Here is a 19590-nt window from a genome sequence, read left to right on the forward strand (position 1 = left end):
CTCGCGGGTTTCGGCCATTCAAGCGACAGAGAAAATTGAACATGACCGACGAAATCAACCCCAGCGAAGACGCTTTCACCACCGCGCAACCCAAGATCGACGCCAACCAGGCGGGCGCATCCGAAGGCTACGGCGAAGGCTCCATCCAGATCCTGGAAGGCCTGGAGGCGGTGCGTAAACGCCCCGGCATGTACATCGGCGATACCTCTGATGGCACGGGCCTGCACCACCTCGTGTTTGAGGTCGTTGACAACTCGATCGACGAAGCGCTGGCGGGCCACTGCGACGACATCGTCGTCACGATCCACAGTGACAACTCGATTTCCGTGACCGACAACGGCCGCGGCATCCCCACCGGCGTCAAGATGGACGACAAGCACGAGCCCAAACGCAGTGCTTCCGAAATCGCTTTGACCGAACTCCACGCGGGCGGCAAGTTCAACCAGAACAGCTACAAGGTTTCGGGTGGCTTGCACGGCGTGGGCGTCTCGTGCGTGAACGCATTGAGCAAATGGCTTCGCCTGACCGTGCGTCGCGAAGGCAAAGTGCACCAGATTGACTTTGCCAAAGGCTTTGTGCAAAACCGTTTGCTCGAAACTGTGGATGGCATCGAAGTCTCGCCCATGCGCGTCACCGGTGCCACCGACAAGCGCGGCACCGAAGTGCACTTCTTGCCCGATGTCGAAATCTTCACGCAGAACACCGATTTCCATTACGAAATTTTGGCCAAGCGTTTGCGCGAGTTGTCTTTCCTCAACAACGGCGTTCGCATTCGCCTGAAAGACGAACGCAGCGGCAAAGAAGACGACTTCTCAGGTGCCGGTGGCGTCAAAGGCTTTGTCGACTTCATCAACGCCAACAAAAAGGTGCTGCACCCCAACGCCTTCCACGCCATGGGCGAGCGCCCAGCCGACAGCTATGGCGGCATCCCCGGCACAAGCATCGGTGTTGAAGTGGCCATGCAGTGGAACGACGGCTACAACGAGAACGTGCTGTGCTTCACCAACAACATCCCGCAGCGTGACGGTGGCACCCACCTCACGGGCCTGCGTGCCGCGATGACCCGCGTGATTGCGAAGTACATCGAGAAAAACGAGATCGCCAAAAAGCAAAAAGTCGAAGTCAGCGGCGACGACATGCGCGAAGGCCTGTGCTGCGTGTTGAGCGTCAAAGTGCCCGAGCCTAAATTCTCCAGCCAGACCAAAGACAAGCTGGTGTCGAGTGAAGTGCGCGCTCCGGTGGAAGACATCGTGGCCAAGGCCTTGACCGACTTTTTGGAAGAGCGCCCCAACGACGCCAAGATCATCTGCGGCAAGATTGTCGAAGCCGCCCGCGCCCGCGAAGCCGCCCGCAAAGCCCGCGAAATGACACGCCGCAAAGGCGTGCTCGACGGCATGGGCTTGCCCGGCAAACTGGCCGACTGTCAAGAAAAAGACCCGGCCCTGTGCGAAATCTACATCGTCGAGGGTGACTCCGCCGGCGGCTCGGCCAAGCAAGGCCGCGACCGTAAATTCCAGGCCATCTTGCCCCTGCGCGGCAAGATCCTGAACGTCGAAAAAGCCCGCTACGAAAAGCTGCTCACCAGCAACGAAATCGTCACGCTGATTACCGCCTTGGGCACCGGCATTGGCAAGGCCAGTGCCGAATCCGGCAAGAGCGGCACCGACGACTTCAACGTCGACAAACTGCGCTACCACCGCATCATCATCATGACCGACGCCGACGTGGACGGCGCCCACATCCGCACCTTGCTGCTGACCTTCTTCTACCGCCAAATGCCCGATCTGGTGGAGCGCGGCCACATCTACATTGCCCAGCCACCGCTCTACAAAGTCAAGGCCGGCAAAGAAGAGCTGTACCTCAAAGACGGCCCGGCGCTCGACGGCTTCTTGCTGCGCATCGCGCTCAAAGACGCCAGCATCAGCACCGGCGGCGCTGCGCCCCAAGTGCTCACCGGCGAAACGCTCGAAGCCCTGGCCCGCAAGCACCAAGTGGCTGAACACGTCATTGCCCGCTTGTCCAACTTCATGGATGCCGAAGCCCTGCGTGCCATGGCCGATGGCGTGTCGCTCAATCTCGACAACATGGAGCAAGCCGCCGCCTGCGCCCCAGCGCTGCAAGCCAAGCTGCGCGAACTCAACACCACCGGCATTCCCGCCGAAGTGAGCGCCGAGTTTGATGTGCGCACCGACAAACCGATTCTGCGCATCAGCCGTCGCCACCACGGCAACATCAAGAGCAGCATCATCACGCAAGACTTTGTGCACGGTGCCGACTACGGCGCATTGGCCGAAGCGGCCGAGACCTTCCGCGGTTTGCTCAGCGAAGGTGCTAAAGCCCAGCGCGGTGAAGGCGAGCGCCAGAAAGAAGAAAAAGTGGGCGACTTCCGCCAGGCCATGCATTGGCTCATCAGCGAAGCCGAACGCACCACCAGCCGCCAGCGCTACAAAGGCTTGGGCGAGATGAACCCCGCCCAACTGTGGGAAACCACCATGGACCCCACTGTGCGCCGCCTGCTGCGCGTGCAGATCGACGACGCCATCGAAGCCGACCGCGTGTTCACCATGCTCATGGGCGACGAAGTCGAGCCACGCCGCCACTTCATCGAGAGCAACGCGCTGCGTGCGGGGAACATCGATATTTGAGTCGGTGAGCGGCTGAAGTCACGCCAGCAACGGCCACAGAGCCGGGCGGGTTCAGTGTTAGGTCAGGGAGGCTAGAGACCATGTGTTTATTGAATGGCCCCAGTGTGGGCATATCCAAAAGAAAAAGCCCGCACGAGGCGGGCTTTTCAGACTTCATCTGTCCTCGGGGGGAGCTTTCGCCAACGTGTCCCAAGGCTAGTTTAGCAATTCTAAGCTGCCAGACGCCATGAAGTCAATCGCCGAACCTGATAACGATGCTGCACAAGCCATCAAGGCTACTCTATCCACGCCAAGGATCGAAACCTATGAGGCAGCCACTCCGGGTGATCCAACGCTGTCAAGTGCGCTGGCTTTATATGCATGGAATGCTCAAGTATCTGCAGCTTTGCTGGCACCTTTGCACATTTGCGAAGTTAGCATCCGCAATGCAATTTCTGAGGCGATTGCTGCTGCCCATGGACCGCAATGGCCATGGAGCGCCGGCTTCGTTCGTAGCCTGCCGAACCCAGTGGTCGGGTACAACGCTCGCTCTGACCTGTTGTCCACCAGGATGAACAAAACCACAACAGGTCAGGTCATTGCTGACTTGAAGTTTGTGTTCTGGCAAACCATGGTCACCAGTCGCTTCGATGCCAGGTTATGGGCATATCACCTTCGCAAAGTGCTGCCTCATGCAGACGACAATAAGACCACCGCACAAATTCGTGCCATGGTCTATGCAGAGCTTGAACAAATCAGGAAGTTACGCAACAGGATTGCGCACCATGAACCAATTTTCCAACGCAACCTGGCGGCTGATTTTCAGAAAATTCATGATCTGATCGCTGTCCGTTGCCCCATCACCGCCACGTGGATGCTGCAAAACCAAGGAGCTCAAGCGCTGATTTCAAACAAACCGGTTTGAAGTGCAAGCATGCTCATGGGCGACGAAGTCGAGCCACGCCGCCACTTCATCGAGAGCAACGCGCTGCGGGCAGGGAACATCGATATTTGAGTTTCAAAACACCGTCTTGCGCACCGCGTGTTCCCACAGCGCCATTTGTTCGGCCGCAAAGTCGGGCAGGCGCTGCGGGCTGAAGCGCCGCTCCACGCGCCACTGCGCGCTCAACTCGTCTGTGCTGGCATACACGCCGGTCGATAAGCCCGCCAAATACGCCGCGCCCAATGCGGTGGTCTCGGTCACTTCAGGGCGCACCACATCCAGGCCCAGCAAGTCGGCCTGAAACTGCATGAGCAGGTTGTTGACGCAAGCGCCACCGTCTACGCGCAGCTCTTGCACCGGGGCCACCCCCGCCTGCGCCAGATCGCGGCCCATGGCTTGCAGCAAAGCCGCGCTTTGAAAGGCGATGCTCTCCAGTGCCGCACGCGCAATGTGCGCCACAGTGCTGCCACGCGTCAGGCCGGTGATGGAGCCGCGTGCATCCGGTCTCCAATACGGTGCACCCAGCCCCGTGAAGGCGGGCACCACCATCACGCCGCCCGAGTCGGGCACGCTTTCGGCCAAGGCTTGCACCTCGCTGCTGTGGCGAATGGCGCCCAGGCCATCGCGCAGCCACTGCACCACGGCACCGCCCACAAACACGCTGCCCTCCAAAGCAAACTGCGGCGCGCTCTTGGGTTGTACCGCCACTTGCGCCGCGCTGGTGGTGATCAAACCATTTTGCGAATGCATGGCCGTGTGGCCCGTGTGCATGAGCATGAAGCAGCCGGTGCCATAGGTGTTTTTGGCCATGCCCGCGCCAAAGCACGCTTGGCCAAACAAGGCGCTTTGTTGGTCGCCCGCCACCCCGCCGATCGTGATGGCGTGGCCCAGCAGCTGCGGGCGCACTTGGCCATACACCGCGCTAGAGGCTTGCACCGTGGGCATCATGGCGGGCGGGATGCGCAAGGCCGCCAGCAACTCGGTATCCCAGGTGTGGGTGTGGATGTTGAAGAGCATCGTGCGCGAGGCGTTGCTCACATCGGTGGCGTGCACCGCGCCACCGCTCAGCTGCCACATCAGCCAGCTGTCGACCGTGCCAAAGAGCAATTCGCCGCGCTCTGCTTGGGCGCGTGCGTTGGGCACGTTGTCCAAAATCCATTGCAGTTTGGTGCCTGAAAAATACGCGTCCACCAGCAAGCCGGTTTTGGCCTGAATGGTGTCGGCCAGCCCTTGTTCGCGCAGGGCTGCGCAAGCCGGCTCGGTGCGACGGTCTTGCCACACGATCGCGTTGTGAATCGGCTGGCCCGTGCCTTTGTGCCACACCACCGTGGTTTCGCGTTGGTTGGTGATGCCCAGCGCCGACACTTGGGCTGCGCTGATGCCGCTCTTGGCCAGTGCCTCAATGGCCGTGGCCAGCTGGGTTTGCCAAATCTGCATCGGGTCGTGCTCCACCCAGCCGGGCTGGGGGTAGATCTGCGTGATCTCTTGCTGCGCCATGGCCATGATCTGGCCTTGTGCGTTGAACACGATGCTGCGCGAACTGGAAGTGCCTTGGTCGAGGGCGAGAAGGTAAGTCATGGGCATATCGAACCATAATCTGTGGGATCAATACACTTTAATCCATGCAGACTCCACCCCCACTTGCACCACCCCTGCCCACCCGCCGAGCTGACCTCGTGGCGCAGTTGCAGGCCCACACCACCTATGACCTGGCCGTTGTGGGCGGTGGCGCCACGGGCTTGGGTTTGGCCTTGGACGCGGCCTCGCGCGGTTACCGCGTGGTCTTGGTGGAATCCGATGACTTTGCCAAAGGCACCTCGTCGCGGTCGACCAAGTTGGTGCACGGCGGCGTGCGGTATCTGGCCCAAGGCAAGCTTGATCTGGTGCGCGAAGCCCTGCATGAGCGCAGCACCTTGCTGCGCAACGCCCCGCACCTGGCCCAAGCGCTGCCCTTTGTCATGCCCACCTATACGTGGTGGGAAAAGCCGTTTTACGGCATCGGCCTGAAGGTGTACGACGCCTTGGCAGGCGCATCCGGTTTGGGGCACACCGAGTTTTTGTCGCGCCAAGACACGCTGGCTTGCTTGCCAACGGTGCAAGCTGCGGGATTGCGTGGCGGCGTGAAGTATTGGGACGGGCAGTTCAACGATGCCAAGCTGGCGCTGGCGCTGGCGCGCAGCGCAGTGAGCCAAGGGGCCTTGCTGCTCAACCGCATGCGGGCCGAACGCCTGCTCTACATCGAAGGCCAAGTGACTGGCTTGCAATGCACCGACACCCTCACCAGCCAAACGCACGAGATTCAGGCGCGTTGCGTGGTCAATGCCACGGGGGTGTGGGTGGATGCGCTGCGCGAGCAAGACGGCAGCACGCAAGCCATGGTGGCCCCCAGTCAGGGCGTGCACCTGGTGGTGGACAAAAGTTTTTGGCCCAACCCAGAGGCCCTGATGGTGCCCAAAACCGCCGATGGCCGCGTGCTGTTTGCCGTGCCTTGGTTGGGCCAAGTGATCTTGGGCACCACCGACACACCGCGTGACGATTTGGCGCGCGAGCCGCTCGCTTTTGAAGCCGAAATCGACTTCATCTTGCAAGAGTCTGCGCGCTATTTGAAGCGCGCACCGGGGCGCCCAGATGTCAAAAGCATTTGGGTCGGTTTGCGTCCCTTGGTCAAACCGCCGCAAAGCGATGGCGACAACACCAAAGCCCTGAGCCGCGAACACACCGTGGTTGTCAGCCGTTCGGGCCTGGTCACGGTGACTGGCGGCAAATGGACAACCTACCGCGCCATGGCCGAAGACGTGCTGCAAAAGTGTGTGGACCACGCACGCCTGCTGCCACGCGGCCCGGCACAAACCGCGCACCTGCCACTGGTAGGGGCGGTGGATGCGGGGGCGGGGGCTGGCCCCGCGGTGTCTTTGGGCGAGGCCGAAGGTGCGCACAGCTATGGCAACGAACAAACATGGCTGGCCCAACTGCCCGGCGCCAACCACTGGCTGACTCCGAGCCTGAGCGAAGCCATGGTGCGCTTTGCGGCACGTTACGAATACGCACTGAGCGTGGAAGACGTGTTGGCCCGCCGATCCCGATTGCTGTTTTTAGATGCCCGACTGGCCGCGCAAACAGCGCCTGCCGTGGGCGATATCTTGCAGTCCGAAACCGGACTCGACCCCGATGTGCAGGGCTTTTTGAAGTTGGCGGCGCAATACCGCTTGGACTGAATCAACCGAAACTACGCCCTAGAAATCAAACCTCACGCGGCCATTCGACAGCGTCACCTTGTCGGCCGTTGTGTGGCAATGCCACGTTTCATAACGGCCCTCTGGCGTCACCATGGTCAAACTGCGCGGGTCAAAAACTGCCGCGCACACATGGTCGCTGGCACGCACCGACGCATAGCGAATCCATGTCACCCCAGACAGCGAATCCCTGACCAGAGTGGCCAGTTTTTGTGTTTCGGCGTAGTCACTCGGATGCATCCAGAGCGCTTGTGCCAAAACCCATGGGTGTGACAACAAATCCAAAGCACGCCCTTGCACAGAGGCCTCGTACATCGAGAGGTCTGTGACCAGCGTTTGTCTCATGAGTCCTGCGCTGTCTAGCAAAAAACGCTGACGCCAGTAAGCGATTTCTGCGCAGGCGCAATAAGCGTCATCTGCGCCGTACCAAATGCCCGGTGAGTTGACAGCACGAAAGCGCGACCCTGTTTGGGGCACATAGCGAAAAGGCGCCGCCAATAGATAGTGCAAACCGCTTGCCTGCGGTGGGAGCGGCGGCTTGCTCGCCTCCAGCATCTCTTCCAGCATCAGCTGCTCGTCTGCGGAGTCCACCAAGCGCATGGTGGCCGCAACGTACTGCGTCTCGACCATTCGGAACGCAGGCATGTGCAAGTCGGCACTGAACTCATGAACCCAATCCGGGTTCCATGAAGCCGATGACATCAAGCCGCACCCCGCATGCCATCCAAATAAGACAGGGCAGTCACAAGACCCTGGGGGGTTTCAATCAGCGTGGCCGGGATGCCGTTCAGCGCTTTGTTGTGGCTGCGCAGCCAATCCTGGCGCTTTTGCGCATCGCCGCCCACAAGAGGGTCCAAAGAGCGGAACAAACGCACCAACAGCAGCGCCAGTTGTCCCTCTTTAGACGCAGGGTCGATGCCCCGGCTGCCATTGGCAATGCGGCTGATGGTCGGCTCACTGAACCCGATCACGCGGGCCAAAGCCGCACTCGACAGATGCAACTCTTGGGCCGCGCGCATGGTGGCTTTGCCCAGCACCATGAATTTGTCTGGGGCAGTGACGGCATGGGTCAACATGGTACTCTCCTTGGTTTCTGTAGAAAGAATTTACCATAAACACGAAATATATGGGTTTTTACCAGCCACAGGCGTTCGCCCTGGGCATTGAGCAGCGGTTACAAATCTAGCCCTGCAAATTACCCCACCACCGCATCAAGCCCAAACACAATGCTCATAGGCCTGCTGCCCTGGTGCGACTGGTAGCGCACCCGGCCGTGGTACGTGAACGGTGCGGCCTTGCCGACAGCCAGCGGGTTGTCGCGCACAAAGAGGTGGATGTCGATGCCTAAAGCGGCGTGGCGGATGATGTCGTCGCCGCGTTTGCTGGTCGGGTCGGTGGCGTTCTGGCTTTGCCAGTGAAAGTGCGTGTCATCGATCCAGTGGTCCATGTACTTGTGCTCGTCAGCCCGGCCTTGTTTGTTGAGCGTAACCAGCAGGATGTGCGCCTTTTTCTGGGCCAGCACCACATGGCCGACAGAGAGCATTGCGTTGCTTCATCAGGTGGTTGAGCATCAAGCTGGTATCCCTGAATCATCATCAATCCGTTTAAGATCATCTCAATTTAAAAAATACGTACTTTAGGTAACGCGTGCAATATTCCAATCGTTCCTTCTATTCGGCACACATCAAGCAATTTGTGACATCAGATCACAACTTGGTGCTGGGTGTCTTGACTGAGAACAGTGGTTTTTCCATCGAGACAACCCAGCGCGATGCATGGCGTTCACAGATACAAATTCTTCAGAAAGAACTGAAACCGTTCACTGGCCGCGGCACCGTTTTCTTTGAGTTCATCGTGCCGCGTTTGGGCAAACGCATCGACGTGCTGGCCTTGATCGACCACGCCATTTTTGTCATCGAGTTCAAGGTGGGGGAATCGCTGTTTAACCGTTCGGCGGTAGATCAGGTTTGGGACTACGCGCTCGATCTCAAAAACTTCCACGAGACCAGCCACCACTGTGTAATCGCACCCATCTTGATCGCCACCCAAACAGAAGGCATCAGCGGTCAGATCGTCACCAGCCACCACAACGACGGTGTGCTTTTTCCCATCAACACATCCCCCGCCTTCTTGGCCACCACCATCGAAGATGTGTTGGCTTTTTCGTCGGGTGCCCAACTGGACGCTGCCGCTTGGGCCAACGGGCGTTACCGCCCCACTCCCACCATCATCGAAGCCGCATCCGCGCTTTACGGCAACCACTCGGTGGCCGAACTCTCACGCAACGATGCGGGTGAAAAGAATTTGGCGCAAACCTCGGTTGCCATTGCGCAGTTGATCCAAGATTCAAAGCAACGGAAGCAAAAGGCCATCTGTTTTGTGACGGGTGTTCCCGGCGCGGGAAAAACCTTGGTGGGCTTGGACATCGCCACCAAACACATGGACGCCAAGAGTGATTTGCACAGCGTGTACCTGTCGGGCAATGGCCCTTTGGTGGCTATCCTGCGTGAAGCCTTGGTGCGCGATGAAGTGGCGCGAAAGAAAGCCGTGGGCCAAAAGTTGCGCAAGGGTGAGGCCAGAAAAGCCGTTGAAGCCTTCATTCAAAACGTCCACCATTTCCGCGATGCGTATTTGTCGGACGAGCGGCCACCTGTGGATCACGTGGTGATTTTTGACGAAGCGCAGCGCGCTTGGACGCTGGAACAAACCACCCAGTTCATGGCGCGCAAAAAGGGCTACCCAGACTTCAATAGATCCGAGCCCGACTTCTTGATTTCCTGCCTTGACCGTCACCCCGACTGGGCGGTGGTCGTTTGTTTGGTGGGAGGTGGCCAAGAGATCAACACGGGAGAGGCTGGCATTCGCGAGTGGCTCAAGGCCATCCATGAGCACTACCCCGATTGGGCGGTGCACATCTCGCCGCACCTTCAAGACTCAGAGTACGGTGCAAACGAAGCGCTGATGCAGATGAAGTCGCGGGACAACGTTCACCACAACGACGATCTGCATTTGTCGGTGTCCATGCGCTCCTTCCGCGCAGAGCATGTGTCTACCTTCGTGAAGCACTTGTTGGACCGTCGTACCGATTTGGCCCAAGCCATGTTCCAAGACGTTCAGGCGCGCTACCCGATCGTGGTGACCCGCGATTTGGACAAGGCCAAGCGCTGGCTGCGCGACAAAGCCCGGGGCAGCGAGCGTTTCGGTATGGTGGTTTCTTCGCAAGCCGTGCGCCTGCGCCCCCACGCCATTGATGTTCGGTCCCCCATGGACCCCATCCATTGGTTTTTGGACGACCGCGATGACGTTCGGTCGTCTTTTTATTTGGAAGATGTGGCCACTGAGTTTCACGTTCAAGGACTAGAACTCGACTGGGCTTGTGTGGTCTGGGATGCCGACCTGCGCTTTGGCGAAGCCGACTGGGAATACCGTTCGTTTGTGGGCAACAAATGGCAAAAAATACACCTGGCACATCGCCAGATGTATTTAAAAAACGCCTATCGTGTCTTGCTCACCAGAGCTCGCCAAGGCATGGTGATCGTGATCCCGCCCGGCGATCCCGAGGACCCCACCAGAGCCCCGACTTTTTACGACCCTATTTTTGGTTATTTGACCTCTCTTGGTATTCACGCTATCTGAGCGAGCTCATGGACTGCAATCGCCGCTAAAGGGTTCCTTGAGTTTGGCTTGCTTGCGCAAATCGTTCGTTCTGAGGTTTTGCCTGAAGGTGTCGGGTGGCCTGAAGCATTCTTCTGGCGAGACCCAATACACCGTCCAGTCACCATAGAGCTTGCCGTCAAAGCACAGCAGGTCGCCGTTGATGGCCAAGTCCATGAGCGTGTCGTGGGTGCCTGTGAACAGTTGGGCATCTGTGGGGCTGACGAATTCCACATTCACCGAGCAGGCGTATGTGGTGTGAAAGTACCTGAGCGGCCCAATGGCCGGGCCATCGAAGCCCCAACCGTGCATGGCTTGGTTGGACGTGTCACGGCCATGAAACAAGCCCAGATACAAGCCGGACTTGCTGGGGCGAACGCCATAAACAGGCGTGGTGCTTGGGTTGGTTGCGGGGTGCATGTTGCCTCCATGTGAGTGAGGCAATCAGCTTAAGAAATGGGTGCAACTTTGTGTACCAGGGCTTTGCCTGGGTGCGGTGGGTTATAAAGTGCGCTCGGTGGTGGATGGCTACAACCACGACCTGTGTGACCTGATTGGCATACCATGCCATTCCTGTTTCAAGAAGGAGCCCTCCCATGCCCACCCGAAATGTCGTGCTGACTGATCACCAAGCTGCGCTGGTCGAGCAGCTGGTCCAAAGTGGTCGCTATCAAAATGCCAGCGAAGTTCTGCGTGAGGGGCTGCGCATGGTGGAGCAGCGAGGCGCCGAGGACGCTTATCGACTTGCGGCTTTGCGAAAAGCAGCCCAGGAGGGTATCGCCGATATCGACGCTGGGCGTTTCAAGACTTTTGAATACAAGCAAGGTTTGCGCGATCACCTGCAGGGCATTGCAGTCAGCGCTTTAAAGCCGTGTTAGCGCAGCTTGGGGGCGCTCAGTGTTTAACTGTCCAAGGATTGATCACGACCAGCCCCGCAGCCTCAAAGGGACTGGCGTCTCGCGTGGCCACCATGAAGCCATGTCGCTTCGCGGTGGCGGCGATGTAGCCGTCCGCGGTCGATATGGCGCGGCCCTCGGCGCGGGCTGTCGAAAGGATGTCTGCATAGGCCTGCGATGCGCTGGCGTCAAACGGCAGGATTCGGTCAGCAAACAAAGGAAGGATGCGTTGCTCTAGGCCCAGGTGCAGGGTCTCTTTGCGTTTGCCCACTGGCAGGGCAGCGATGCCAAAGCGCAATTCGGCCAGGCTGATGGCGGACAGGTAAAGGGTGTCGATGGATTGCGCATCGATCCACGACAAAACGCCCGCGTCCGCCGACAGCTTCAGTGGCTCCGAGATGACGTTGGTGTCGAGCAAGATCATTCAAACACCATGGGTTTTGCGGGTGTTTTGTCGCGCTCCATATTCAAGTCAAAGCCGCCAGCTTGTTGGCCAATTTCGGCCAGCAGCGATCCCAGTTGGATGCGCCCTTGAGGGCGTGCGGCTTGCTCCAGAATGGCGCGCACTTCGGCCTCGGTGCTGCGGCCCGCCAATGCGGCACGCTGTCGCAGAGCTCTGTGGGTTTCTTCGGGCAAATTGCGGATGGTGATGGACGACATGGCTGGGTCTCCTGAAGCAAGGCGAGAATGATATCAAAATTCGGTCATTGATATCAATTTTCTGATTTAAGGACAGAAAGCTCAAATGAACCGGGCATGCCTTCGAAAGGGTCTCGCTCATGCGTTGGCGTATGGCCGTGTGAGCTGCGTTCGACGCTGCCCAAAAAATCATCGAATCCATCCACCGCCATCACACCCCTCAGCCCCACCCCAAAGCTCTGAAAACCTTGCGCGTCCCATTTTGCGCTGCTGTCGATGTTGTCGTGTTGGTGGCCGTGCACCGTCATGCGCACGCCCATGCGGCGGGCCAGGGTGTCCAGCGCTTTGAAGCCGTGTTCGTGGTAGCCGGGCGCTTCGTGGGTGATGAGGATGTCGGCCTGCAGCGTGGCCAGTTGTTCCACTTCGTCGGGGTAGATGCTGGACCAGTGCTTGAGGTGCACGCTGCCTTGCCAGCGGTCTTGGTGCGGGGTGACGCGGGCGTGGTCTTCGCGGTTGCGAAACTTGGGCGCTTGCTGGTCTTTGGGGTACCACACCGCACCGCGAAACACACCGCCCAGCCCGGCGATGCGCGTGCCGCAGGGCAGAGTGACGACGCGGCCGTGCAGCTGCCGCTCGCTTACCTCGGGGTGCCACACGTTGTCAAAGTTGCCCGCGTGGTCGGTGTCGTGGTTGCCGTGGATGAACCAGACGCGCTCCCAAATCGCTTCCAGCTCAATGTGCAGCGGCCGTGCCGGCTCCAAGTCACCCAGCAAGATCACGGCACGGGCATGGCTTTCCAATGCAGCATCGATGATGTGCTGCCATTGGCCATGCGGGTCGCCGCAAAAGAGGAGGGGGCCGGGGTGTCGGTGTTGCATTGTTTGGAAAGAATAACCCCGAAATTCAAACATCAGACGTTGGATTTTTGGGGTTAATGCACTATGCATGCGCATTTCGGGAGATTGTTCTTTCATGTGCCCATCTGATCTGCTGTGACAGAGTTGAGTGAAGCAGGCTCGCTATAGTTTCATCAAGATGAATACAACAGACCGAAAAACTCCCATTCAACATGCGTTGCTTGCGCAAAAAAATCTTGCTCAAAGTGGCATGGTCGTTGACGGACGGGCCATGGCCGCTTATCTCAAGGATAAAGTTCGTGGGTGCTTCTCCAATAGACCAGAAATGCAAAGCATCACTCAATTGACTGTGCCGCGAACATGACCCCCATCGCCATCATCGACTTCGAAACCACGGGGATCTCGCCCAATATGGGAGACCGCGCCACCGAGGTGGCCATCGTCGTGCTCGAGGGCGGGCAGGTGGTGGACCGCTACCAAAGCCTGATGAACGCAGGGGTGCGGGTGAACCCTTTCATCACCCAGCTCACGGGCATCACCAACGAGATGGTGCAGGCCGCTGCCCCGGCCGAGCAGGTGATGCGCGAGGCGGCGCGCTTTGTGGGCGGGCGGCCGATGGTGGCGCACAACGCGGCCTTTGACAAAAAATTCTGGCAGGCCGAGCTGGCCCGTTGCGGACAGGACGCATCGCACCCTTTTGCGTGCACCGTGCTGCTGTCGCGCCGCCTGTACCCGCAAGCGCCCAACCACAAGCTGGGCACGCTGGCCGCGCTGCACCATTTGCCTGCGTCAGGCCGTGCGCACCGGGCCCTGGCCGATGCCGAGATGGCCGCGCATTTGCTGGCGCAGATGCAGCACGACCTGAAAACCCGCTACGGCTGCCAGCAGCCCGACCATGCTTTGCTGATGGGCCTGCAACGCACCAGCCGCCACATGGTGGGGCCGTATTTGAAGGCGCGGGCGCAGGGTTGAATAAAAGCGCATTTCAAGTCGAATTCGAAGTCGCATTCAAAGTCGCAAAATTTTCCGCATGATTTGGTAAATATCTTTACATGACATAGACTTGCGTCTTATGTCAAAGTCGCAAAAATTTCAGCTTTATGACCAACCTGCCCAGATGGAGCCCTTGCTGCCCGCTGAGCACCGCATGGGCCCCCTGCTGGAGCGTTCGCATGACCTGATCCGCAAGGCAGACCGTTTGTCGGGCTGGTGCCCGAGCGGGGCGCTGCCGGGGCTGCGTTCATCGTTGCGGGCCATGAACTCGTATTACTCCAACAAGATCGAGGGTCAGCACACCTTGCCGCTGGAGATCGAGCAAGCCCTGCGCAACGATTACGCCCAGGACGCCGACAAGGCCCGCCGCCAACGCATGGCGCTGGCCCACATGGCCACCGAGTCGCAATTAGAGGCGCTGTGGCCTGCGTGGGACAGTGCCCAAGTCTGGTCGCTGCAGACCGTCTGCGACATCCACCAGGATTTGTTCGCCCGCTTACCCGAAGCCGATCGCCAGCTTGAATCACCCTCTGGCCCGCAAACCTTGCAGCCCGGTGCCTTGCGTGAACGTGAGGTGAGTGTAGGGCGGCATGCCGCGCCCGCTGCGGCGGCTTTGCCAACATTTTTAGCGCGGTGGTCGGCTGTGTATTCGGGGCTGCGCCGCGGCGAACTTCAGCTGGTGGCCATGGCGGCGGCGCACCAGCGGCTGGCCTGGATTCACCCCTTTGCAGACGGCAACGGGCGTGTGGTGCGGCTGCACAGCCATTTGGTGTTGGGCCATATGGGCTTGACCAACGGTTTGTGGTCTCCTTTGAGGGGCTTTGCCCGCACGCACGAGGCGTATTACGCCAACTTGGCAGCAGCCGATGAACCCCGGGCGGGCGATCTGGATGGCCGGGGCAATCTGACCGAGTCGGGTTTGATTCGCTGGATCGATTACGTGCTGGGCGTGTGCATCGACCAAGTCGACTTCATGTCGGGCTTGCTGTCGCTTGATGGCATGAAGGACCGCATGGCGGCGTGTTTGGCCTACGAAGAAAACGTGGTCAAGCAAGGCGTGCGCGCCGAGGCTTTGCGAGCACTGCATTACCTGTTTGCGTCGCAGGCCGAGCTGGACCGGGCCGACTTCAAAGCCATGCTGGGTTTGGGCGAACGCTTGGCCACGGCGCAGGTGTCGGCTTTGCTCAAAAGGGGCTTGTTGGAAAGCGATTCGCCCCACGGCAAGCTGCGTTTGGGTGTGCCGCAGCACGCGTTGCGCTTTTACTTTCCGAGTTTGTGGCCGGAGGCCGAAGTGCAAAACTGAGGCGCTCATGTCATTGACTTGAGTCAACTTGGCCCATCGCCATTGCGCTTCAATCCGCTGTGTTTTGAGGTGCGGGCGTGTCACGCAAGTAACTCTGGGCGTCTTGTTGGGGACTATCTACAGGGTTTTCCCTTTTTGGCATGTGGGTATCGGGTGACATACTGATTAAAGTGGCAAAAACACAAAATTTGTTACTAAATAATTAACCCATTCAGGAGACCTACAAAATGTTGAAGTCGAACAAACGTGCATTGCTCAAGGCCATTGGCGCGACAGCCGTGGTGGCCAGCCTTCCAGCAGCGCCAGCATGGGCGCAGGCGCCCATCGTCCTCAAAATGGCACACGTTTACAACCCTGGCAACATTTGGTTTGAAACCGCTGAGGCTTACGCCAAAGCGGTCGAAACGCGCTCGGGCGGCAGGGTGAAAATCCAGATCGCGGCCAGTGGCTCGACTGGCGATTGGCCTGCCTCGATTGAGGGCCTGAAAATCGGCACCAACGACATCGTGTTGCAGTCGATTGGTACGCTGGACCGGTACAACCCCTTGCCCGGTTTGGAAGCTTATCCCTACTTGATCCGCGACCTGGATCACTTCAAAAAGGTGTATTTCGGCCCAGTGGGCGCCGAGTTCATTGAAGAGGTGGCCAAGAAGAGCTCATTCCGGATCATCGGTGCGGGCTACCGCGGTGCGCGTTGGCTGACTTCCAACAAGCCAGTCAGGACGGTCAACGACATCAAGGGCCTGAAGCTGCGCGTGCCGCCACTCAAGATGTACCGGATGACTTGGGATCTGCTCGGTGCGAGCCCTGTGCCGATGGGTGCAGCCGAACTGTTCACTTCACTGCAACAGGGCGTGGTTGACGGCCAAGAGAACCCCTTGGAGTTCATCGACAACTTCAAGTTCAACGAAGTTCAGAAATTCGCGATCGACACCCGCCACATCATTGGCGCGATGACCTGGATCTACTCGGATGCGCGCTTCAAGCGTTTGCCCGCCGATGTGCAGACCTTGCTCAAAGAAGAGGGCGACAAGGTGATGCTGGAGGCCAGCGACAAGATGGCCAAGCTGGAGAGCAGTTTGCGCGACAAGCTGTCCAAGTCGGGCATGCAGTTCAGCGACATTGACCGAGAGTCCATTCGCAGCCGACTCGGTGGCATCGCCAAAGAGTTCCCTGACCTGGCGCCTTGGGCAGCCAAGTTCGCGGCTGTCAAGTGATCCAAGCAGTTGGTGAGGCCGCTCAATTGCGGCCACCCAATGCTGCGATCGCTTGGGCGATGCGCATAGAGCGCTCGCTCGATGTGATCCTGGGCGTGATGCTGATGGCGGTCACGCTGGCGCTTTTCTACCAAGTATTTGGGCGCTACGTGATTGGCCGGGCACCCGCTTGGACGGAGGAGGTGGCCCGGATGTTGGTCGCTTGGATGGCCATGCTCGGCACTGGCGCATGTTTGCGTGAAGGTGGCCATGTGGCGGTAGGTGCGCTGGTCAATGCGGTGCCGCTGCGCGTGCGCTGGGTGCTGCTCGCTTTGCGTGATGTGGCTGTGATGGCAACTGCCGGTGTGATGGCTTGGGCAGGCGTGAGGTTTGCGATGCTCAACGCGGGCCAAGACTCTACAGCGTTGGAAATCCCGATGACGATCCCTTATTCAGCGATGGCCGTTGGTGCCGTGCTGCTGGCGCTGGTGCTGACGCTGGCGCGACTGGGCGGTCAGACGCCGGCCGTCGATTCGATCATGCCCGTGGAGTGAGATTCAGATGACGATCCTTGGTGTGCTGTTGCTGTCCTTGACAGTGCTGTTGCTCTTGGCGGTGCCCGTCGCGTTTGCGTTGGTGCTGTCGGCAACGATCGCGGTGATTTTTGTCGGTGGCATTGATCTGATGATCGTTCCTCAGCAGATTTATCAGGGGCTGGACAGCTTTTTGCTGCTGGCCATCCCCTTGTTTTTGCTGGCCGGCGAACTCATGGCGCAGGGGGGCATGACCGACAGGTTGCTGGGTTTTTGCAATGCCGTGTTTGGTCGCTTTCGGGGTGGCTTGGCCATGACCAACGTGGCTTCGGCCACCTTGATGTCGGGCATTTCGGGCTCGGCCATTGCCGACACCTCTGCGCTGGGCAAGGTGCTGATTCCATCCATGATCAAGGCCGGTTATGGACGAGGATTTTCTGCCGCACTGACGGCTGCTGCCAACGTGGTGGGGCCAATCATTCCGCCATCGATCACGTTTTTGATGATCAGTGTGTTGACCAATTTGTCACCGCTCAAACTGTTTGTCGCAGCGGTCATTCCAGGCATTCTTTACGCCAGTGCCATCATGCTCGTGGCGGTGGTGATCAGCAGGCGTCGCGGCTATCCGGCGGCGCAGGTGGTCAATTTGCCCGGTATCTGGCGTGAGTTCAAGCTGGCCTTTTGGGCATTGGCGATGCCGGTCTTTTTGATCGTGGGCATCCGTTCAGGCATTTTCAATGTGACTGAATCTTCCGCTGTGGCGGTGGTGTATGCGTTGTTGGTGGGTTTTTTCATTCACCGCCAATTGAATTTGCGCAAGCTGTGGCTGGCGCTGGTGGGGTCTGCACGCGGTACCGCGGTGATCATGGTCATTTTGGGTGGGGCCCAGGTGGTGTCTTGGTTCTTGGCGTACGAACAAGCACCGCAGCGCATTGCCGAATGGATGCTCGGCTCGATCGGCAGCCCCATCCTGTTTTTGTTGCTGGTCAATGTGCTGTTGTTGGTGGTGGGCACCTTCATGGAAAACGGCCCGTCTTTGGTCTTGCTGTGCCCGGTGCTTTACCCGGTGGCGGCCAAATTCGGCATTGACCCTTACCATTTTTCGATGATCGTCGGCATCAATTTGCTCATTGGGCTGATCACCCCGCCGGTGGCCATCAGCTTGTCCATTGGTGCGCTGATTGCAGGGGCGCGTTCGGACGAGGTCAATCGGGAAGTGTTGCCATTCCTGGCCGCAGCCATCTGCGTCGTGTTGTTGATCACCTTTGTGCCTGCGGTTTCTTTGTGGTTGCCGTCCGTGATCGGTGGGCGTTAAAAAAAGCTTTTCTGGCCGTTTTTCCTAGGAGTTCAAGACATGGCTTTGCGATTTGATGGCCGTGTGGCCGTGGTCTGCGGTGCGGGTTCTGTGGGTCCCGGTTGGGGCAATGGCAAAGCGGCGGCGGTGCAATACGCGCGTGACGGCGCCATGATTGCGGCCATCGACATCGAGTTGGACGCTGCGCAGGCCACCGTGGACCTGATCCGCGCAGAAGGCGGCACAGCAGTGGCCTGGCGTTGCGATGTGACCCAGCGCGACGAAGTGAATGTGGTCATGAATGAGATCGTGGCGCATTTCGGGCGCATAGATGTGCTGCACAACAACGTGGGCTTGCCTGCCATGGGCACCATGGAAACGCTCAATGAAGGGGAGTGGGACCACGCGATGGATGTGAACCTCAAGAGCGTCTTCCTCACCTGCCAGGCGGTGTTGCCTGTCATGGTGCGGCAGGGCAAGGGTGCGATTGTCAACATCTCATCGTTGGCCGCGATCCGTTACACCGGCTACCCGTACCCGGCTTATTACGCCAGCAAGGCGGCGGTCAACCATTTGACCGCGTCGATGGCACTTGAATATGCGCGCAAGGGCATCCGGGTCAACGCCATCATGCCCGGCATGATGGACACACCTCACATTTACAAAGCCATTGCGGGTCAGTACGCCTCGCACGAAGAGATGGTGGAAAAGCGCCATGCGATGTGCCCCACCGGTCGCATGGGCACAGGTTGGGACATTGCCAAGGCGGCCGCCTTTTTGGCGTCGGATGAAGCCCAATACATCACCGGTCAATGCTTGGCGGTGGACGGTGGATTTTCGATACGGGCGTGAGCCCTGCGGACCATCACCCCAAACCCAGCGGCAGTGCCGTCTTGTAGCGCACCTGCTTGAGCGCAAAGCTGGAGCGGATTTTTTCGACGCCCGGAATCGGTGAAAGCTGCTCCAAGATGAAGCGCTCCAGCGCCGCCATGTCGCGCACGGCCACGCGCAGCAGGTAGTCGCTGTCGCCGGTCATCAAATAGCACTCCATCACCTCGTCGTGCTGCGCGATGTGCGCTTCAAAGTCGGCCAAGGTTTCTTTGCTTTGGGTCTTGAGGCTGATCGAGATGAACACCGTCAGGCCCAAGCCCAGCGCTGCCGCACTGGCCAGCGCCACGTAGCGCTGGATCACGCCGCCCGACTCCAACGCTTTGACCCGGGCCAGGCACGGCGAGGGCGACAGGCCAATGCGTTTGGCCAGCGTCACATTCGACAGTGAGCCGTCGCGCTGCAGTTCGTCCAGTATCTTCAAGTCCATGTTATCCAGAATCATGTGCTGAATCTCCAGTTATTTCAGAATATTGTGCTTCAAATGAGGCTTCTGTTAATCCAAATACGCAGCACATGCGCCGCTGGTCTGTGTAA

The 19590-nt window shown here is 59.0% G+C and carries 20 protein-coding genes; 11 read left to right on the plus strand and 9 right to left on the minus strand.

Going from position 1 to position 19590, the window contains the following annotated elements; translation table 11 throughout:
• Positions 1–41 precede the first annotated feature (41 nt).
• Together gyrB and Q1M54_RS09120 are read left to right on the plus strand one after the other, a co-directional pair.
• A complete protein-coding gene (gyrB, locus tag Q1M54_RS09115; protein WP_300556468.1) occupies positions 42–2645 on the plus strand; it encodes a DNA topoisomerase (ATP-hydrolyzing) subunit B in 2604 nt (867 codons plus the stop codon).
• A 226-nt stretch (positions 2646–2871) separates the two neighbouring features.
• Entirely contained in the window at positions 2872–3549 is a 678-nt protein-coding gene (locus Q1M54_RS09120; protein WP_300556470.1) for an Abi family protein, read from the plus strand.
• 93 nt (positions 3550–3642) lie between these two features.
• Here Q1M54_RS09120 and glpK read toward each other — a convergent pair whose 3' ends face one another.
• On the minus strand, positions 3643–5145 hold the full coding sequence (gene glpK, locus Q1M54_RS09125; RefSeq protein ID WP_300556472.1) for a glycerol kinase GlpK: 1503 nt from the start codon (positions 5143–5145) through the stop codon (positions 3643–3645).
• A 44-nt stretch (positions 5146–5189) separates the two neighbouring features.
• Between glpK and Q1M54_RS09130 the strand changes: the two genes are divergently transcribed.
• Complete coding sequence (locus tag Q1M54_RS09130) at positions 5190–6782, plus strand: glycerol-3-phosphate dehydrogenase/oxidase (RefSeq protein ID WP_300556474.1); 1593 nt, start codon at positions 5190–5192, stop codon at positions 6780–6782.
• Between the two features lie 18 nt (positions 6783–6800).
• Here Q1M54_RS09130 and Q1M54_RS09135 read toward each other — a convergent pair whose 3' ends face one another.
• The 3 genes from Q1M54_RS09135 to Q1M54_RS09145 form a co-directional block, all read right to left on the minus strand.
• On the minus strand, positions 6801–7502 hold the full coding sequence (locus Q1M54_RS09135) for an RES family NAD+ phosphorylase (RefSeq protein ID WP_300556476.1): 702 nt from the start codon (positions 7500–7502) through the stop codon (positions 6801–6803).
• Positions 7502–7876, minus strand: coding sequence for an antitoxin Xre/MbcA/ParS toxin-binding domain-containing protein (locus Q1M54_RS09140; RefSeq protein ID WP_300556478.1), 375 nt, complete (start codon positions 7874–7876; stop codon positions 7502–7504). The genes Q1M54_RS09135 and Q1M54_RS09140 overlap by 1 nt, the downstream gene beginning before the upstream one ends.
• A 119-nt stretch (positions 7877–7995) precedes the next feature.
• Positions 7996–8343, minus strand: a complete 348-nt coding sequence (locus Q1M54_RS09145; RefSeq protein ID WP_300556480.1) for a DUF3427 domain-containing protein — start codon at positions 8341–8343, stop codon at positions 7996–7998.
• Positions 8344–8495: 152 nt separating this feature from the next.
• Here Q1M54_RS09145 and Q1M54_RS09150 point away from each other — a divergent pair, with 152 nt between their 5' ends.
• Positions 8496–10436 (plus strand): DUF2075 domain-containing protein, encoded by a 1941-nt coding sequence (locus tag Q1M54_RS09150; RefSeq protein WP_300556482.1) that lies wholly within the window; start codon positions 8496–8498, stop codon positions 10434–10436.
• 6 nt (positions 10437–10442) lie between these two features.
• Here the strand turns inward: Q1M54_RS09150 and Q1M54_RS09155 are convergent, their stop codons facing one another.
• On the minus strand, positions 10443–10874 hold the full coding sequence (locus Q1M54_RS09155) for a hypothetical protein (protein ID WP_300556484.1): 432 nt from the start codon (positions 10872–10874) through the stop codon (positions 10443–10445).
• Positions 10875–11050: 176 nt separating this feature from the next.
• Here Q1M54_RS09155 and Q1M54_RS09160 point away from each other — a divergent pair, with 176 nt between their 5' ends.
• Positions 11051–11332: a type II toxin-antitoxin system ParD family antitoxin gene (locus Q1M54_RS09160; RefSeq protein WP_300556486.1), complete on the plus strand. Its 282-nt coding sequence runs from the start codon at positions 11051–11053 to the stop codon at positions 11330–11332.
• A 16-nt stretch (positions 11333–11348) separates the two neighbouring features.
• On the opposite strand, the gene Q1M54_RS09165 is transcribed toward Q1M54_RS09160, so the two are convergent.
• The 3 genes from Q1M54_RS09165 to Q1M54_RS09175 are packed head-to-tail and all read right to left on the minus strand — an operon-like array spanning position 11349 to position 12867.
• A complete protein-coding gene (locus tag Q1M54_RS09165) occupies positions 11349–11774 on the minus strand; it encodes a type II toxin-antitoxin system VapC family toxin (RefSeq protein ID WP_300556488.1) in 426 nt (141 codons plus the stop codon).
• A complete protein-coding gene (locus Q1M54_RS09170; protein ID WP_300556490.1) occupies positions 11771–12010 on the minus strand; it encodes a plasmid stability protein in 240 nt (79 codons plus the stop codon). Before Q1M54_RS09170 ends, Q1M54_RS09165 begins: the two co-directional genes overlap by 4 nt.
• A 53-nt stretch (positions 12011–12063) precedes the next feature.
• Positions 12064–12867 carry a metallophosphoesterase gene (locus Q1M54_RS09175; protein WP_300556492.1) on the minus strand — a complete coding sequence of 268 codons (804 nt, stop codon included), beginning with the start codon at positions 12865–12867 and terminating at the stop codon, positions 12064–12066.
• A 339-nt stretch (positions 12868–13206) separates the two neighbouring features.
• On the opposite strand from Q1M54_RS09175, the gene Q1M54_RS09180 reads away from it, so the two are divergent.
• The 6 genes from Q1M54_RS09180 to Q1M54_RS09205 all read left to right on the plus strand — a co-directional run bounded on the left by Q1M54_RS09180 (position 13207) and on the right by Q1M54_RS09205 (position 19017).
• On the plus strand, positions 13207–13818 hold the full coding sequence (locus tag Q1M54_RS09180; protein WP_300556494.1) for a 3'-5' exonuclease: 612 nt from the start codon (positions 13207–13209) through the stop codon (positions 13816–13818).
• Between the two features lie 100 nt (positions 13819–13918).
• Entirely contained in the window at positions 13919–15142 is a 1224-nt protein-coding gene (locus tag Q1M54_RS09185; RefSeq protein ID WP_300556496.1) for a Fic family protein, read from the plus strand.
• Positions 15143–15369: 227 nt separating this feature from the next.
• Complete coding sequence (locus tag Q1M54_RS09190) at positions 15370–16359, plus strand: TRAP transporter substrate-binding protein (RefSeq protein WP_300556498.1); 990 nt, start codon at positions 15370–15372, stop codon at positions 16357–16359.
• Complete coding sequence (locus Q1M54_RS09195) at positions 16356–16892, plus strand: TRAP transporter small permease (protein ID WP_300556500.1); 537 nt, start codon at positions 16356–16358, stop codon at positions 16890–16892. The genes Q1M54_RS09190 and Q1M54_RS09195 overlap by 4 nt, the downstream gene beginning before the upstream one ends.
• Before the next feature lie 7 nt (positions 16893–16899).
• Positions 16900–18186 carry a TRAP transporter large permease gene (locus Q1M54_RS09200; RefSeq protein WP_300556502.1) on the plus strand — a complete coding sequence of 429 codons (1287 nt, stop codon included), beginning with the start codon at positions 16900–16902 and terminating at the stop codon, positions 18184–18186.
• Between the two features lie 39 nt (positions 18187–18225).
• Positions 18226–19017 (plus strand): SDR family NAD(P)-dependent oxidoreductase, encoded by a 792-nt coding sequence (locus Q1M54_RS09205; protein ID WP_300556504.1) that lies wholly within the window; start codon positions 18226–18228, stop codon positions 19015–19017.
• A gap of 13 nt (positions 19018–19030) precedes the next feature.
• On the opposite strand, the gene Q1M54_RS09210 is transcribed toward Q1M54_RS09205, so the two are convergent.
• A complete protein-coding gene (locus Q1M54_RS09210) occupies positions 19031–19498 on the minus strand; it encodes an Lrp/AsnC family transcriptional regulator (protein ID WP_300556506.1) in 468 nt (155 codons plus the stop codon).
• Between the last annotated feature and the right edge of the window lie 92 nt (positions 19499–19590).

It is taken from the genome of Limnohabitans sp. Rim8 (assembly GCF_943326455.1).
Classification (GTDB): Bacteria; Pseudomonadota; Gammaproteobacteria; order Burkholderiales; family Burkholderiaceae_C; genus Limnohabitans_A.